Source organism: Sedimenticola selenatireducens (genome assembly GCF_963675335.2).
GTDB lineage: Bacteria > Pseudomonadota > Gammaproteobacteria > Chromatiales > Chromatiaceae > Sedimenticola > Sedimenticola selenatireducens.
The window spans coordinates 1,392,615-1,407,318 of sequence record NZ_CAXXYC010000003.1 but is presented as its reverse complement, the minus strand read 5'-3'; the positions used below and the strand labels follow the sequence as shown (position 1 = coordinate 1,407,318).

Here is a 14,704-nt window from a genome sequence, read left to right as displayed (position 1 = left end):
GGAGACTACTTGTCCTTGGAAAGGGTATTGTGTTCACTCCAGCCGAGTTTTGTTCTCAGGATATAAAAATGATCGTGATTGACCGGGTGTATCAGTCGTACCGGGTGGGCATGTTTGCGTATGGTTACCCGGTCGCCCCGCAACGGCAGGCTGGTCTGGCCGTCACAGGTGATCCTGAGATGCACATTCTCGGAGGGGTCGCAGACGACAATCTCGATCTCGCTGTCGCCATCTACCACAAGTGGCCGGTTGCTGAGGGTGTGGGGACAGATTGGCACCAGTAACGTGGCATTCAGACCGGTATGCAGCAGCGGCCCTCCACCAGAGAGGGCATAGGCGGTGGAGCCGGTAGGAGTGGAGATAATAATGCCGTCGGAGCGCTGCACATTGACAAAACTGCCATCGATATAGGTCTCGAATTCAATCATGCGAGCGATGTTCCACTTGTGTACTACCACGTCATTGAAGGCGGTGTAATGGACGCCATCGATTTCCGCGCTAAGCAGGAACCGCGACTCTTCCCGGAACTCGCCCGAGAATATCTGCTCCAGGGTAGTCAGCATCTCCCTGGGTGAGATATCCGCCAGAAAGCCGAGACGACCCAGGTTGATACCCAGCAAGGGCACTTCATAGTCGGCCAGGCTGCGGGCGGTGTGCAAGAGGGTGCCATCACCGCCAACCACAATGGCCAGATCCGACTCGGCGCCCAAATCATCCAGTGAGACGGCGATCATCTTGTGATTCGGAGTTCGGTTGGCGGTACTCTCTTCGAGCAGGACTCGATGGCCCCGTTCCAGCAGAAAACGCCCCAGTTCGAGTACCGTCTCGCGAGGGGAGACGTCCCCGTGTTTACCGATCAGACCGATGGTATGGAATTTCTGTGGCATGGGCATTTTCGTCTTATATTTAAACGCAGTTTCAGACGCCAACTTATCATGGCGTCACTGACCAGCCAACCGATAGCGTGCGCTTTCCTGCCGTTGGATCGTTTCTTGACAGTGTCAGGTGTGAAAATGATAATCCATCCGTTAGCACTCGATTATTAAGAGTGCTAACGGGCGGTTATCGGCGGCGGACCGGAAACGGTTACTCGGATACTACAGAGGTTGGTTGTGACAGTTAAAAAGGTGTCGAGTGAATTGTCGGTAAACGAACGTGCCCAGCATTTGCTGAAAGTACTTATTGAGCGCTATATCCAGGACGGCGAGCCGGTGGGCTCTCGTACCCTGTCGCGTGACTCCGGGCTGGATCTGAGTCCCGCTACCATTCGCAATGTCATGGCGGATCTGGAGGATCTCGGGCTGGTTTCGTCACCCCACACGTCGGCGGGCAGGGTACCGACCGCCTCCGGCTACCGTATGTTTGTGGATACCCTGGTCACGCTGAAGCCTCTGGAAGCAGGCAAAATCAAGCAGCTTGAGACGGGATTATACACTTCGGCTGATCCCAAAATACTGGTTGAGTCCGCCTCGAAGCTGCTCTCACGCCTGACCCACATGGCCGGATTGGTGATGATTCCGCGCCGCAAACAGCTTACTTTCAGGCAGATTGAATTTCTTCCGCTTTCCAGCAAGCGACTGCTGACCATCCTGGTGACTACCGAGGGAGAGGTACATAACCGGGTGATCGATGTTCGCAAGAGTTATACGGCGTCCCAGCTGGTACAGTTTGCCAATATGCTGAATCAGCACTATTCGGGGCTCTCCATGGAAGATATGCATCAACGACTGGTGCGGGAGATGGAACAGGCGCGCAAGGACATGAATCAGATCATGGCGCAGGCGCTGGAGATGGCGGAGCAGGTAATCGATCCGGAGATCAGTGGTGATGATTATGTGATGGCCGGTCAGACCAATCTGATGGACTTTAATGATTTCTCACAGATGAACAAACTTCGTGAACTGTTCGATTCCTTCACGGAAAAGAATGAAATTCTCCACTTGCTCGACGGCTCGATGCTGGCCGAGGGCGTACAACTGTTTATTGGTGAGGAGTCCGGGTACAGGGCGCTGGACCAGTGCAGTCTGGTCACCGCACCCTACCAGGTGGACAGTAAGGTGGCCGGTGTTCTGGGTGTGGTGGGGCCGACCCGTATGGCTTATGACCGGGTGATACCGATTGTTGATATCACCGCCAAGCTGTTGAGCACCGCCATGCAGACGCGAAAAGATAAATAATTGGCTGATATGGCTTGAAACCGGCCTATCCACCCCCCAGATTGTGGGGATTATCAGGATCCCCTTTCAATCAGGTCGTCCGTTTTGGCGGTCTGTTTGTTTTATTTTCAGACTTCAACAAGTTAGAGGAAACAGATGAGCAAAGATCAGGAACAGGTCAGCGATCAGGCGGTGATTGATGAGACGGCTGAAAACGGCGCCGAGGTTGATTCAGCCCAGGTGCAGTCCACGGCCGATGCGCAGACCCCTGAAGAGTTGACCCTGCTGCTGGAAGATGCCCGGGCCAAGGCGGATGAGCACTGGGATCAATTGGTACGCACCCAGGCTCAGATGGATAATTTGCGTAAGCGGCAGGAACGGGAGCTGGAAAATGCGCACAAATACGCCCTGGAGCGCTTTGTCAACGAGCTGCTGCCGGTACGTGACAGCATGGAGATGGGGTTGGCGGCCGCGAATGATGAAAACGCCACCATTGATCACCTGCGTGAAGGTACCGCACTTACCTTGAAACTGTTCTCCGATGTTATGGAGAAGTTCAATGTGGTGCAGATCAATCCCGAGGGTCAACCCTTTGATCCGGAGCTGCACCAGGCAATGAGCATGCAGCCGCGCAGTGATGTGCCCCCGAATACCGTGGTGATTGTGGTGCAGAAGGGATACACCCTGAACGGTCGTCTGGTACGGCCAGCCATGGTGATGGTCTCCCAGGCCGAACCCGGTCAGGTGGATGAACAGGCCTGACCTTGAAAATCGAAGGGTTATCCCCATCTGGAATAACAACCTTAAACAAGTACTTTTATATCTAACAACAGACAGTTAACCGGAGAGATCAAACAATGGGAAAGATCATCGGAATCGATCTGGGCACAACCAACTCCTGCGTGGCAGTGATGGATGGCGACAGCGCCCGTGTTATCGAGAACAGCGAAGGCGATCGCACAACCCCCTCCATCGTAGCCTACAACAGTGAAGGAGAGGTGTTGGTCGGCCAGTCTGCAAAACGTCAGGCGGTGACCAATCCCCAGAACACCCTGTTTGCGATCAAGCGTCTGATCGGCCGTCGCTTTGAAGACGACGTGGTTCAGCGTGATATCGAGATGGTCCCTTACAAGATTGTAAAGGCCGATAACGGTGATGCCTGGGTTGAGGCGAACGGCAAGAAGATGGCAGCGCCGGAAATCTCGGCAAAGATTCTTCAGAAAATGAAGAAAACCGCCGAGGATTATCTCGGTGAAGAGGTGACCGAGGCGGTTGTTACCGTACCTGCTTACTTCAACGATTCACAACGTCAGGCGACCAAGGATGCCGGCCGCATCGCCGGATTGGATGTCAAGCGTATCATCAATGAGCCGACCGCAGCCGCACTGGCCTACGGCATGGACAAGAAGCGTGGCGACCAGAAGCTGGCGGTGTTTGATCTGGGCGGCGGTACCTTCGATATCTCCATTATTGAAATTGCCGAAATCGACGGTGAACATCAGTTCGAGGTGCTCTCCACCAATGGTGATACCTTCCTGGGTGGTGAGGACTTCGACCTGCGCATTATCGATTATCTGGTAGAGACCTTTAAGAAGGAGCAGGGATTCGACCTGCGCAATGACCCGCTGGCCCTGCAGCGTCTGAAAGAGGGCGCGGAAAAGGCCAAGATCGAGCTCTCCAATGGCCAGCAGACCGATATCAACCTGCCCTACATCACCGCAGACGCCTCGGGTCCGAAGCACCTGAACATCAAACTGACCCGCTCCAAGCTGGAAGCGCTGGTGGATGATCTGGTGAACCGTACCATCGCCCCCTGCCGCACGGCGCTGAATGATGCCGGCCTGAGCGCCTCCGAGATCGATGAGGTGATCCTGGTTGGTGGACAGACCCGTATGCCCAAGGTCCAGGCCATGGTTGAAGAGTTCTTCGGCAAGACCCCCCGGCGTGATGTCAACCCGGACGAGGCCGTCGCCATCGGTGCGGCCATTCAGGGCGGTGTCCTGGGTGGAGAGGTGAAGGATGTGCTGTTGCTGGACGTGACTCCCCTGTCGCTCGGTATCGAGACCATGGGCGGTGTGATGACCAAACTGATCGAGAAGAACACCACTATCCCGACCAATGCCAGCCAGGTATTTTCGACTGCCGATGACAATCAGACTGCGGTAACAGTACACGTGCTGCAGGGTGAGCGTGAGCAAGCGGGCGCCAACAAGTCGCTGGGTCGTTTCGATCTGACCGATATCCCACCGGCACCTCGGGGCATGCCGCAGATCGAGGTCAGCTTTGATATCGACGCCAACGGCATTCTCAATGTCTCCGCCAAGGACAAGGCGACCGGCAAGGAGCAATCGATTATTATCAAGGCATCTTCCGGTCTGAGTGATGACGAAGTGGATCGGATGATCAAGGATGCCGAAGCGCACGCCGAAGAGGATCGCAAGTTCAATGAACTGGTCCAGGCGCGCAACCAGGCGGATAACATGATTCACGCTATCCGCAAGTCGATGGAAGAGCTGGGTGAAGAGAAACTCGAAGCTGGCGAAAAGGAGTCCATCGAGTCTGCTATCAAGGACCTGGAAGAGGCTATCAAGGGCGATAACAAGGATGCAATCGAGGCCAAGACCAAGACTCTGACCGAGGCTTCAGCCAAAATGGCAGAGCGGCTCTATGCCCAGAAGGGCGGTGACGAGGCCGCAGCCGGCGCAGCGGGAGCTGCTGATGCGAATGCCAAGTCCGCAGGCAAGGATGACGATGTGGTCGATGCCGAGTTCGAAGAGGTCAAAGAGGACAAGTAGCGGTGTTGAGTGACGGGTTACCCGTCTGATATTTCATAGCTGAGGCGCGTTGGTATGGAGGGGCTGGAAGGTCCCTGCATACCCTCGCGCTTTGGCGGTTTACAAAGTAGATCGAATATGTCGAAGCGTGACTTTTACGAAGTATTAGGTGTCAGTAAGAACGCCAGTGAAGCCGAGATCAAAAAGGCCTATCGGCGACTCGCCATGAAACACCACCCGGATCGCAACTCCGGTGATCAGAGTGCGGATTCGGAGAAGCGGTTCAAAGAGGCCAAGGAGGCCTACGAAGTCCTTTCGGACGCCCAGAAACGTGCCGCCTACGATCAGTTTGGACACGCCGGTGTGGATAACTCCATGGGCGGGGGCTATGGGCATGGCGCCGGAGGAAACTTCAGCGATATCTTTGGCGATGTGTTCGGCGATATCTTTGGCGGTCGGGGTGGCGGTTCACGGGTGCATCGTGGCGCCGACCTCCGCTACAACCTGCAGCTCTCCCTGGAAGATGCCGTGGCCGGTACCTCGGTCAAGATTCGCGTGCCCACCATGGTCAAGTGTAATCCCTGCAATGGCAGCGGCGCCAAGAAGGGCACCAAGCCGAAGACCTGCAGCACCTGTGCCGGCCATGGCCAGGTCAGGATGCAGCAGGGCTTCTTCTCGGTACAGCAGACCTGCCCGACCTGTCGCGGCAAGGGGTCGGTTATCGAGTCCCCTTGTCCGGCCTGTCACGGGGCCGGTCGGATTCAGGAGCACAAGACGCTTTCAGTGAAGGTGCCGCCCGGGGTTGATACCGGGGACCGGATCCGGCTTTCCGGCGAAGGCGAGGCGGGCGAGAGCGGCGGTCCTGCGGGTGATCTCTACGTGCAGATCTCGGTCAAGCCGCATGAGATCTTTACCCGTGAAGAGAACCATCTGTTCTGTGAGGTTCCCATCAGTTTTGTCAGTGCCGCCCTGGGGGGCGAGCTTGAAGTGCCCACGTTGAATGGAAAGGTCGTGCTGAAGATTCCTGCGGGCACCCAGTCGGGCAAGATGTTCCGGATGCGCGGAAAGGGAGTCAAGCCGGTACGTGGAGGTCCCGTTGGCGATCTGCTGTGCAAGGTAATGGTGGAGACACCGGTCAACTTGACCGAACACCAGAAGGAACTGTTGCGTCAACTGGATGAAACCATGAAAGATGCCGGCGGCAAGCACAGCCCGCACTCCACAGGATGGATGGACGGCGTGAAGAAGTTTTTTGAGAGCATGGGTTTTTAAACGCCCCAGCTAGACAGTCCGCGGAACCAAATAAAACCAGTAACAGGAACAGCAGCGATGATCAAAATAGCAGTCGTGGGGGCCGCCGGGCGTATGGGTAAGGCGCTGATACAGGCGGTGTCTGACGCCGAAGGCATTACCCTGGGTGCCGCCACTGAGCGGCCCGGTAGTACGCTGCTGGGGGCCGATGCGGGTGAGTTGGCCGGTATCGGCCGGATCGATGTGACCATCCGGGATTCCCTGGAGGCGGTTGTCGACGACTTCGATGTCGTCATCGACTTCACTGCGCCTCAAGTGACCCTGTCTCATCTGGCGGTCTGTCGTGCTCACGGTAAGCGGATGGTGATCGGGACCACCGGTTTCTCCGAAGCACAGAAGGCTGAACTGCAGGCGGCTTCCGGGGAGATCCCCATTATTCTGGCACCCAACATGAGTGTTGGTGTCAATCTCTGTTTTAAACTGCTGGATATCGCTGCCCGAGTAATGGGTGATGAGGTGGATATCGAGGTGATCGAGGCGCATCATCGCCACAAGGTGGATGCCCCTTCCGGCACCGCCTTGCGCATGGGCGAAGTAGTAGCCGACGCACTGGGTCGTGATCTTAAAGAGTGCGCCGTTTATGGCCGTGAAGGCATAACCGGTGAGCGGGACCGGAAAACCATCGGTTTTGAAACCATCCGTGCCGGTGATGTGGTGGGTGATCATACCGTACTGTTTGCCGCGATGGGTGAGCGGGTGGAGATTACCCACAAGGCATCCAGTCGTATGACCTTCGCTAATGGTGCCGTGCGCGGGGCCGGCTGGCTGATGCAGCGGGACAGCGGCCTGTTCGACATGCAGGATGTATTGGGGCTGCGCTGAACGGGTTGCCCTGCGGAATCTGGCTGGAGGATTGGCGATGATGCTGGGCCGGTTAGGTACGCTGCTCCTGTTGCTCCTACTCATCACCGCATGCAGCAATGGTGAAAAGACCCCCGAAGAGCAGATACGCAAACTGCTCGATACGGGTGAGCAGGCAGTTGAGTCCCGCTCCCTTTCTGCGGTGTCACCACTCCTGTCAGCCACTTATAGTGGCGGTGCCGGCCGCAACAAGCAGGCGATCATGCGCCTGTTGGCCGGTTATTTTGTGGCCCACCAATCGATCCATCTGCTGACCCAGGTGAGCCGTCTCGAACTGATCGGGGAACAGCGGGCGGAGGTGACACTCTTCGTCGCCGTGGCGGGGCAACCCTTCAGCGGTGTATCTCAACTGCTTTCCATGCGCGCTGACCTGATACGGCTGGATCTGACACTGGCTGCTGAACAAGGTGAGTGGCAAGTGCAGTCCGGTGAATGGAGACGGGCAGAAAAACGCGACTTTCTTGAATAAGGCGTTGATCCTTACTCTGTTGGCACAGTTACTGCTGATTACATGGTCATTCCATACAGCGCAAGCCAGGAGTGATATGTGAATAGCGCGATGCCAGGTTCAAATATGCTTCCCTCTTTACTGCCTTCTTCGGCAGGAAATGGTCGTTCAAGCCTATCGGGTACAACGGCAAGTGATGGAAATGTCATTGATTTCAAAAGGATTATCAATGGGGAGCTAATGACGCCCGAAGGTATGGCCAAGCTTCAGGATATGTTGCCCCCCGATCAGTTGAGCCAGCTTGAGGCACTGCTTGAAAACGGCAATGGTTTGCCGTTTTCGGCAGATATTGCCGATCCCGCCAATGCACTGAGCAATCCTTCTCTGCTGCAGTGGATGCTTCAACTGACAGGAGCGGAGGGTGTTGGGGAGGAGATCGCCGCCACGCTCGGTGTGCAATCGACACCGGGCGTCGCTTTAACCGCGGCAGACCTGCGCGCCGCGCTGCTGCGTCAGGGTGCTGGTGGGAATTCGGTGAATGTCGAGACTGGACAGGGGAGTCGACCAGCAAATCCAGCGGATGCCCAGACGGCGTTACTGCTGACAAAAGGCGAGATCACTAACGATACTGTTGGTGTTAAACCGAGCTTGTTTACGGGGGATCTGCCGGCCGGGGTATTAAATGGTAATGGCGTGGCCACAGCGACACCGCTGAGCGCAGTGGTTTCGGGGCTCGAGCAGATATCGACCCAACGATCCGAGGTATATACACCCCCGGCCATTTCGGTTCCCGTCGGAGAGAAGGGTTGGGATAATGTGCTCAGTAACCGGGTTATGTGGATGGTAGGGAGTCAGATGCAGCAGGCGTCGCTGCATGTCACACCGCGCCACCTTGGTCCTGTCGATATCCAGGTCTCAATCCAGAATGATCAGACCAACATCAGTTTCCTGACGAACAACGCGGCGGTCAAAGAGGCTCTCGAATCGGCGATTCCGCGTCTGCGTGAAATGTTTGCCGATAACAACATGCAGCTGGTCAATGTGGATGTGGCGCAGCGTGATGCCGGGGAGCAGAAGAACGGTATGGATCTGTTCCAGCAGGCGGGTGCCGGCGGTGGGGGTAATTTTACCGCCAACGGGCAACGGGGAGGTGATGCCGACAGTTCGGAGGAGCTCGGCCCGGTCCGCGTCGTGACATCCAGTGGCCTTGTCGATGACTACGCATGAATGATCATGCCTGGCCAAGGTTGCGGGCGACAGCCCGCAACCTTGGCCGCGCTCTTTCAGCATCACGCAATTGCCACCTGCCAGGGCGGTGCCCCCTGTTGCTGAAACATTATTTGAATCTGCCGTCTCAAGTGGGAATATAGATACCATATTCCGCTGGCATCTCCTTATCGTTTTCAGACCAAAGCCGAATTACAGCCGGGATAGATGCCTTGTTGTCCTTGGCGTGGCAATTTCCAGGTACGGTTCCAGCAGAATCTTGGTTATGATACCCGCTACAGGAATCCGATCGACCATGGGAGAGATTAGACCGTGCGATTTCTAAAGCTGATTTTCATTCTACTGATCATGATGATCGGCGCTGCGTTTGCAGTCATGAATGCCGAGACTGTGCGACTCAACTACTATTTCGGGGTGAAAGAACTGCCCCTGTCGGTGATACTGGTTGCGGCTGTCGGTCTGGGTGCGATACTGGGGGTGCTTGCCACGTTGAGCAGCTCGCTGAGGTTGCGCAGGGAAAATATGAGCCTCCGGCACAAGGCAAGAATTGCCCGCCAGGAAGTGAACAATCTGCGTTCGATTCCAATTAAGGACAACTGAAAGCATGTTACGGAAAGGGATGATGCCGTTCAGTTTCTTCTGTTTTACCTTCCCCCAGCCGGTGACCCGCTGAAGCCATTATGATGGAATTTTTCTGGTTACTGTTACCTGTCGCCGCCGCCTCTGGCTGGTGGGCGGCAAAGCGAAGCATCTCCCGCCAGGAGGTGACCGTTGCCGATCGCTCGCCAGGTTATTTCAGTGGTCTGAATTACCTGTTGAACGAACAACCGGATAAGGCCATTGATGTCTTTATAAAGATGCTCGAGGTCGATAGTGATACGGTTGAAACGCATTTGGCACTGGGTAACCTGTTCAGGCGACGTGGCGAAGTTGATCGTGCCATCCGGATACATCAGAACCTGATTGCCAGGCCCATGTTGAATCGCGAGCAACGTGCCCAGGCATTGCTGGAACTGGGACAGGACTATATGAAGGCAGGCCTGTTCGATCGGGCCGAGAGCCTGTTCAATGAGCTGGGTGAGATGAACATGTTCCAGGCCCAGGCGCTGGAAAATCTGCTGACCATCTATCAACAGGAAAGGGATTGGGATAAATGCCTGCAGGTCGCCAAGCAGTTAGGACAGCGTACCGGAAAATCCCGCCGCAAAGAGTGTGCTCACTACTACTGTGAACTGGCTGAAGAGGCGCAGTTCCGCAAGGATCTGATCAAGACGTCCCAGCTGCTGAAGAAAGCGCAGCAGTCAGATGAAGATTGTGTCAGGGCCACCATTCTGCAGGGCAAAATCGAGGCTATGAACGGCTCACCGAAAAACGCCATTCGTACTTTGCGACAAGTGGAAAAACAGGATCCGGCCTATCTTTCGGAAGTGCTTCCCGCGATTATCGAATGCTACCGGGAACTGGGTAACCGGAAAGAACTGGTCAGGTACCTGCGAAAACTCTATGAACTCCACCAGTCGGTCAGTAGTGTCCTGGCGTTGACCGACTTCATTCAGGAAGATGAGGGTGAAGAGGGTGCTATCCGGTTTTTAAGCAGTTATCTGCATGCCCATCCCAATCTCGAAGGTCTGGATCGTATGGTTGGCCTCTCGCTGAAGGCGGGTAAAAGCGATGGGTTGGAAAGCTTGCAGATACTGCAACAGATTCTGAATAAAATACTGGAAAGCCGTGCGGCCTATCAATGTGTCAGCTGCGGATTTAGCGCCAAGACCATGCACTGGCAGTGCCCCAGTTGCAAATCCTGGGGCAGCATTAAGCCGCGTGATGAACTCCATGAAATCTGACCCCGGTTTTTCTTCACACTGAACAGATACCAGAACTCATAAGGCAGAATCCATGACCGTCGTATCCAAGAATCCCCGTATTATTGTCGCACTCGATTACCCATCCGCCGCCCCGGCGTTGGACCTGGTATCCGGATTGGACCCTGCCTCCTGTCGCCTCAAGGTGGGTAAGGAGATGTTCACCCGTTTGGGTCCGGCTTTCGTCGAAAAACTGGTGGGAAAGGGCTTCGATGTATTTCTTGATCTGAAATTCCATGATATCCCCAATACCGTGGCGGCAGCTTGTGAGGCGGCGGCTGATCTGGGTGTCTGGATGGTGAATGTGCATGCATCCGGAGGACGCAGGATGATGATGGCGGCGCGGGAGCGGCTGGAGCCGCTGACCCACCGACCACTGCTGATTGCTGTTACCGTGTTAACCAGCCTGGGTGAGAAGGATATTGCGGAAGTCGGTTATTCAGGGGCGCCGGTGGACAACGTGATTCGCCTGGCCAGACTGACGGCGGATTCCGGTCTTGACGGTATCGTCTGTTCGCCCCTGGAGGCGGCTGAAGTGCGGCCGCTGGTGGGGCAGGAATTTCTCCTGGTTACTCCGGGAGTGCGTCCCGCCAGCGCGGCCCAGGATGACCAGAAGCGGGTGATGACGCCGCTCGATGCGCTGAACAACGGCGCGGATCTGCTGGTCATCGGACGGCCGATCACCGCCGCCGATGATCCCCAGGCGAGCCTCGATAGCATCCAGCGGGAAATTGCCGGCTTTACCAGCGTGCAATAGGCTTTTTTTCAATTCAGGCTCATGGGATGAGCCTGTCGGGGGATAATATTCTGGCGACCACCGCTTCAGGCAATCGACAATCATAAACGCCCCTATGCTGCATCTTCACCATAGCAATCAACTGGAACTGCTGGCCGATCAACTGGCCGATACCCTGCGCCGGCCACTGGTTGATACGCTGGCATCCGAGACCATTGTGGTCCAGCATCCCGGCATGGGGCGCTGGCTCTCCCTGCAGCTTGCCCGGCGTCTCTCCATCTGTGCCAATATGGCGTTTCCGCTGCCTGCCGGTTTCATCTGGCAACTGCTTCGGCAACTGCTGGAGGATGTGCCGGAAGCCGACAGTTTTAAACCCGAACTGATGCAGTGGTGGCTGTTCGAACGCTTGGTGCAACCGATGCCCGAGCACGGTTTTGAGCCGTTGCGCCGCTACCTGGCGCGTGATGATGAAGTGACGCGGTTTCAGCTGGCCGGAGAGATTGCCAACTGTTTCGACCAGTATCTGGTCTATCGTCCTGACTGGATCGAGCATTGGCAACAGGGGCGTGATGCGATAGCCGGTGACTATTGGCAGGCGGTGCTGTGGCGTGAGCTGGTGGCTGACCGGGATGCGGAACACTGGGTCGATCTGCAACAGCGGTTGCTGCGGGCGGTTGACGCGGGACAGATCAATCCGGATCAGCTCCCTGAGCGAATTTGCCTGTTTGCCCTGAACAGCCTGTCGCCCGGTTATCTGGAGATTCTTAATCTTTCTGCACGCTGGATCGAGATCCATCTCTTCATCCTGAATCCGGCAGAAGGCTACTGGATGGATCTGGTTTCCGAGGAGGAGCTGGGACGGCGTACCCTCGATGCCGCGGATCAGGCGCTCTATCTGGAGGTGGGCAATCCCCTGCTGGCGTCCATGGGCGGACAGGGGAGTGATTTCCTGGTATCCCTGCTGAGCCATGACTCGGGCGCCACGGAGGCGTTTGTCGAACCGCCGGGGGATGGGCTGCTGCATCAACTGCAGCGAGACATCCTGCATGCCTGTGAAATGGAGGAGCGGCAGGATGTTGCTCGGCTGGACCCGGGGGGCCGGTCACTGCAGTTCCATCTTTGCCACAGCCCGATGCGGGAGGTGCAGGTGCTGCACGACCAGTTGCTCGCCCGTTTTGCCGCGGATGAGAGCCTGCAGCCGAGTGATATCCTGGTGATGACGCCGGACATGGACAGCTATGCCCCCTATATCGAGGCTGTCTTCGGCGAGTCGGCCGGCCGCACCCATATCCCCTATACACTATCGGATCGCAGCCGGATCACGGAGACTCCGATCGTTTCGCTGTTCCTGCAGCTGCTGGCCCTGCCCGGTGGACGCTATCCGGTGGATGAGATTTTTTCCCTGCTGGGACAGCCGCTCCTGCACCGCCGTTTTGGTCTGTCGGCGGGGGATCTTCCCCGCATCCGCCATTGGCTGGAAGCCGCGGCGATTCGCTGGGGCCGGGATGGTTCGGAACGGCTGGCGCTGGGCCTGCCTCTGACCGGGCAGAACAGTTGGCAACAGGGTCTGGACCGTCTGCTGTTGGGGTATGCACTGCCCGGAAATGATGAACAACTGTTTCAGGGACTGCTTCCCTGTGCCGAGGTGGAAGGAGCAGATGCGCAGATCCTGGCGGGGTTGTACAGCTTTGTCACGGCGTTGTTTGAACTGGAGAGAGTTCTCACTGAGCCCGCTCCGCTGGCTGTTTGGGCATCGCGATTGAATGACCTGATAGATCGTTTTTTTGACCCGGATGAGGCGGAGTCGCGACTGGTTCAGTCGCTGCGCAGCAGTATTGCCCGAATTGCCGAAACGGCCGCACTCGCAGGTTTTGCCGGAAAGATCTCGCGGGAGCTGATGATAGGGCAACTGCAGGATCAGTTTGCGTCACCCTCCGGTGGACGGTTTCTCGGCGGTGGCGTCAGCTTCTGCGCCCTAACCCCGATGCGTGCCCTGCCGTTTCGGGTGATCTGCATGATTGGAATGAACGATGGCAGCTTCCCAAGGGAACGACGCCCGGTGGGATTCAATCTGCTGGCCGGCCAGCGACGCCCGGGTGATAGATCGCGGCGGGCGGATGATCGTTACCTGTTTCTGGAGACGCTGATATCGGCCCGGGATCAGCTCTATTTCAGTTATGTCGGCCAGGATATACGGGATAACAGTTCACTGCCGCCCTCGGTCCTGTTGAGTGAGGTGATCGATTATCTAGATGACCATTATCGTACGGAGCAGGGGGGACTGCCCTCGGTGCAGTTGACCGTACGCCATCCGCTGCAAGCCTTCAATCCGCGCTATTTCTCCCCGGATACGGGGCTGTTCAGCTATGCGGATGTCAATTGCCAGGGGGCCAAGGCCCTGTTGGCTCAGGTCACTCCACCTGTAAGGTTTATCCAACAGCCGCTGACAGAACCGGAGGATCACTGGCGACAGGTCGAACTGATTCAATTGATCCGTTTCTATACCAATCCGGTCCGCTATCTGCTGTCGGCAAGATTGGGTATCACCATCGCCTACGAACAGGCGGGGATGGAGAGCCGTGATCCCTTCGAACTGGACTATTTTCAGCGCAGCGAACTTTTTCGGCGTCTGGTGCAGGCGTCGATGGAGGGGGGCGACCCGGGGCAACGGCTGCTGGTGGAACGTGCCCGGGGCACGCTGCCCCACGGCACCAGTGGCCTGGTGCTGTTCGAACGTCTGGCCGACAGCGCCCGACTATTTGCCGATCGTCTGCAGCCGCTCTATCCGGCGACGGAGACCCAGACCCTGACGGTGGATTTTACCCACGGAAGCCTGCGCTTGATGGGGCGGTTGGAGGGGGTCTCCCAAGCCGGTCTGCTCGACTATTCGTTGGAAAAAATCCCTGATCCCCAGCTGCTTGCCCTGTGGATCAGGCATCTGCTGCTGAACGTCGCCGATGCAGATGCGGTGAGGCCGGTCACCCGCTGGCTCAGCCGTGAGGGGCTGGTGACCCTGCACCCCGTCGCCGATGCGGCAGAGCGTTTAGGGGATCTGCTGGATCTCTACTGGCAGGGTCTGCGTTGGCCGCTGCCGCTGTTTGCCCGCAGCGCACGCAGTTATGCCACAGCGTTACAGGAGGGCAAACCGCGCGAGCTCTGCCTGCAGCGGGCGCGGCAGAAGTGGTTCGGCGGCTATCAGGGGTTTGCCGAGTATGACAATCCGTACTATCGGCTCGCCTTCCCCGATGGTGAAGTGCTGGATGAGACCTTTGAGAACTTGAGTGAGCGGGTCTTCGCGCCGCTGCTCTCGGCCATGGAGGTGAGCTGAT

At 56.9% G+C, this 14,704-nt stretch carries 12 protein-coding genes; 11 read left to right on the top strand and 1 reads right to left on the bottom strand.

Features of this window, described 5'->3' with window-relative positions; genetic code table 11:
• Positions 1-5: 5 nt before the first annotated feature.
• The gene (locus tag ACHZBF_RS10200; protein ID WP_321528360.1) at positions 6-887 is read right to left on the bottom strand and encodes an NAD(+) kinase; all 882 of its coding nucleotides are present in this window, start codon (positions 885-887) and stop codon (positions 6-8) included.
• A 225-nt stretch (positions 888-1,112) separates the two neighbouring features.
• On the opposite strand from ACHZBF_RS10200, the gene hrcA reads away from it, so the two are divergent.
• From hrcA to recC, 11 genes are all read left to right on the top strand, one after another.
• Positions 1,113-2,177, top strand: a complete 1,065-nt coding sequence (gene hrcA / locus ACHZBF_RS10195; RefSeq protein WP_273437421.1) for a heat-inducible transcriptional repressor HrcA — start codon at positions 1,113-1,115, stop codon at positions 2,175-2,177.
• A 135-nt stretch (positions 2,178-2,312) separates the two neighbouring features.
• Positions 2,313-2,918: a nucleotide exchange factor GrpE gene (gene grpE, locus ACHZBF_RS10190; RefSeq protein WP_273437422.1), complete on the top strand. Its 606-nt coding sequence runs from the start codon at positions 2,313-2,315 to the stop codon at positions 2,916-2,918.
• Between the two features lie 95 nt (positions 2,919-3,013).
• Positions 3,014-4,951, top strand: a complete 1,938-nt coding sequence (dnaK, locus tag ACHZBF_RS10185; RefSeq protein WP_029134389.1) for a molecular chaperone DnaK — start codon at positions 3,014-3,016, stop codon at positions 4,949-4,951.
• Positions 4,952-5,068: 117 nt separating this feature from the next.
• A complete protein-coding gene (gene dnaJ, locus ACHZBF_RS10180; RefSeq protein WP_029134390.1) occupies positions 5,069-6,202 on the top strand; it encodes a molecular chaperone DnaJ in 1,134 nt (377 codons plus the stop codon).
• Between the two features lie 57 nt (positions 6,203-6,259).
• Complete coding sequence (gene dapB / locus ACHZBF_RS10175) at positions 6,260-7,063, top strand: 4-hydroxy-tetrahydrodipicolinate reductase (RefSeq protein WP_029134391.1); 804 nt, start codon at positions 6,260-6,262, stop codon at positions 7,061-7,063.
• A 37-nt stretch (positions 7,064-7,100) separates the two neighbouring features.
• Positions 7,101-7,571, top strand: a complete 471-nt coding sequence (locus ACHZBF_RS10170) for a hypothetical protein (RefSeq protein WP_321528359.1) — start codon at positions 7,101-7,103, stop codon at positions 7,569-7,571.
• A 219-nt stretch (positions 7,572-7,790) separates the two neighbouring features.
• A complete protein-coding gene (locus ACHZBF_RS10165) occupies positions 7,791-8,777 on the top strand; it encodes a flagellar hook-length control protein FliK (protein ID WP_321528358.1) in 987 nt (328 codons plus the stop codon).
• Between the two features lie 312 nt (positions 8,778-9,089).
• On the top strand, positions 9,090-9,377 hold the full coding sequence (locus ACHZBF_RS10160; protein ID WP_029134394.1) for a LapA family protein: 288 nt from the start codon (positions 9,090-9,092) through the stop codon (positions 9,375-9,377).
• Positions 9,378-9,457: 80 nt separating this feature from the next.
• Positions 9,458-10,621: a lipopolysaccharide assembly protein LapB gene (lapB, locus tag ACHZBF_RS10155; protein ID WP_029134395.1), complete on the top strand. Its 1,164-nt coding sequence runs from the start codon at positions 9,458-9,460 to the stop codon at positions 10,619-10,621.
• Positions 10,622-10,673: 52 nt separating this feature from the next.
• Positions 10,674-11,396 (top strand): orotidine-5'-phosphate decarboxylase, encoded by a 723-nt coding sequence (gene pyrF / locus ACHZBF_RS10150; protein ID WP_029134396.1) that lies wholly within the window; start codon positions 10,674-10,676, stop codon positions 11,394-11,396.
• Positions 11,397-11,490: 94 nt separating this feature from the next.
• Complete coding sequence (gene recC / locus ACHZBF_RS10145) at positions 11,491-14,703, top strand: exodeoxyribonuclease V subunit gamma (RefSeq protein WP_321528357.1); 3,213 nt, start codon at positions 11,491-11,493, stop codon at positions 14,701-14,703.
• Position 14,704 lies beyond the last annotated feature (1 nt).

Excerpts from the sequence above, each read along its gene's own strand:
- ACHZBF_RS10200 (WP_321528360.1), bottom strand. The coding sequence starts at position 887 with ATGCCACAGAAATTCCATACCATCGGTCTGATCGGTAAACACGGGGAC.
- grpE (WP_273437422.1), top strand. The coding sequence starts at position 2,313 with ATGAGCAAAGATCAGGAACAGGTCAGCGATCAGGCGGTGATTGATGAG.
- dnaK (WP_029134389.1), top strand. The coding sequence starts at position 3,014 with ATGGGAAAGATCATCGGAATCGATCTGGGCACAACCAACTCCTGCGTG.
- dnaJ (WP_029134390.1), top strand. The coding sequence starts at position 5,069 with ATGTCGAAGCGTGACTTTTACGAAGTATTAGGTGTCAGTAAGAACGCC.
- dapB (WP_029134391.1), top strand. The coding sequence starts at position 6,260 with ATGATCAAAATAGCAGTCGTGGGGGCCGCCGGGCGTATGGGTAAGGCG.
- ACHZBF_RS10170 (WP_321528359.1), top strand. The coding sequence starts at position 7,101 with ATGATGCTGGGCCGGTTAGGTACGCTGCTCCTGTTGCTCCTACTCATC.
- ACHZBF_RS10165 (WP_321528358.1), top strand. The coding sequence starts at position 7,791 with ATGACGCCCGAAGGTATGGCCAAGCTTCAGGATATGTTGCCCCCCGAT.
- lapB (WP_029134395.1), top strand. The coding sequence starts at position 9,458 with ATGATGGAATTTTTCTGGTTACTGTTACCTGTCGCCGCCGCCTCTGGC.
- pyrF (WP_029134396.1), top strand. The coding sequence starts at position 10,674 with ATGACCGTCGTATCCAAGAATCCCCGTATTATTGTCGCACTCGATTAC.
- recC (WP_321528357.1), top strand. The coding sequence starts at position 11,491 with ATGCTGCATCTTCACCATAGCAATCAACTGGAACTGCTGGCCGATCAA.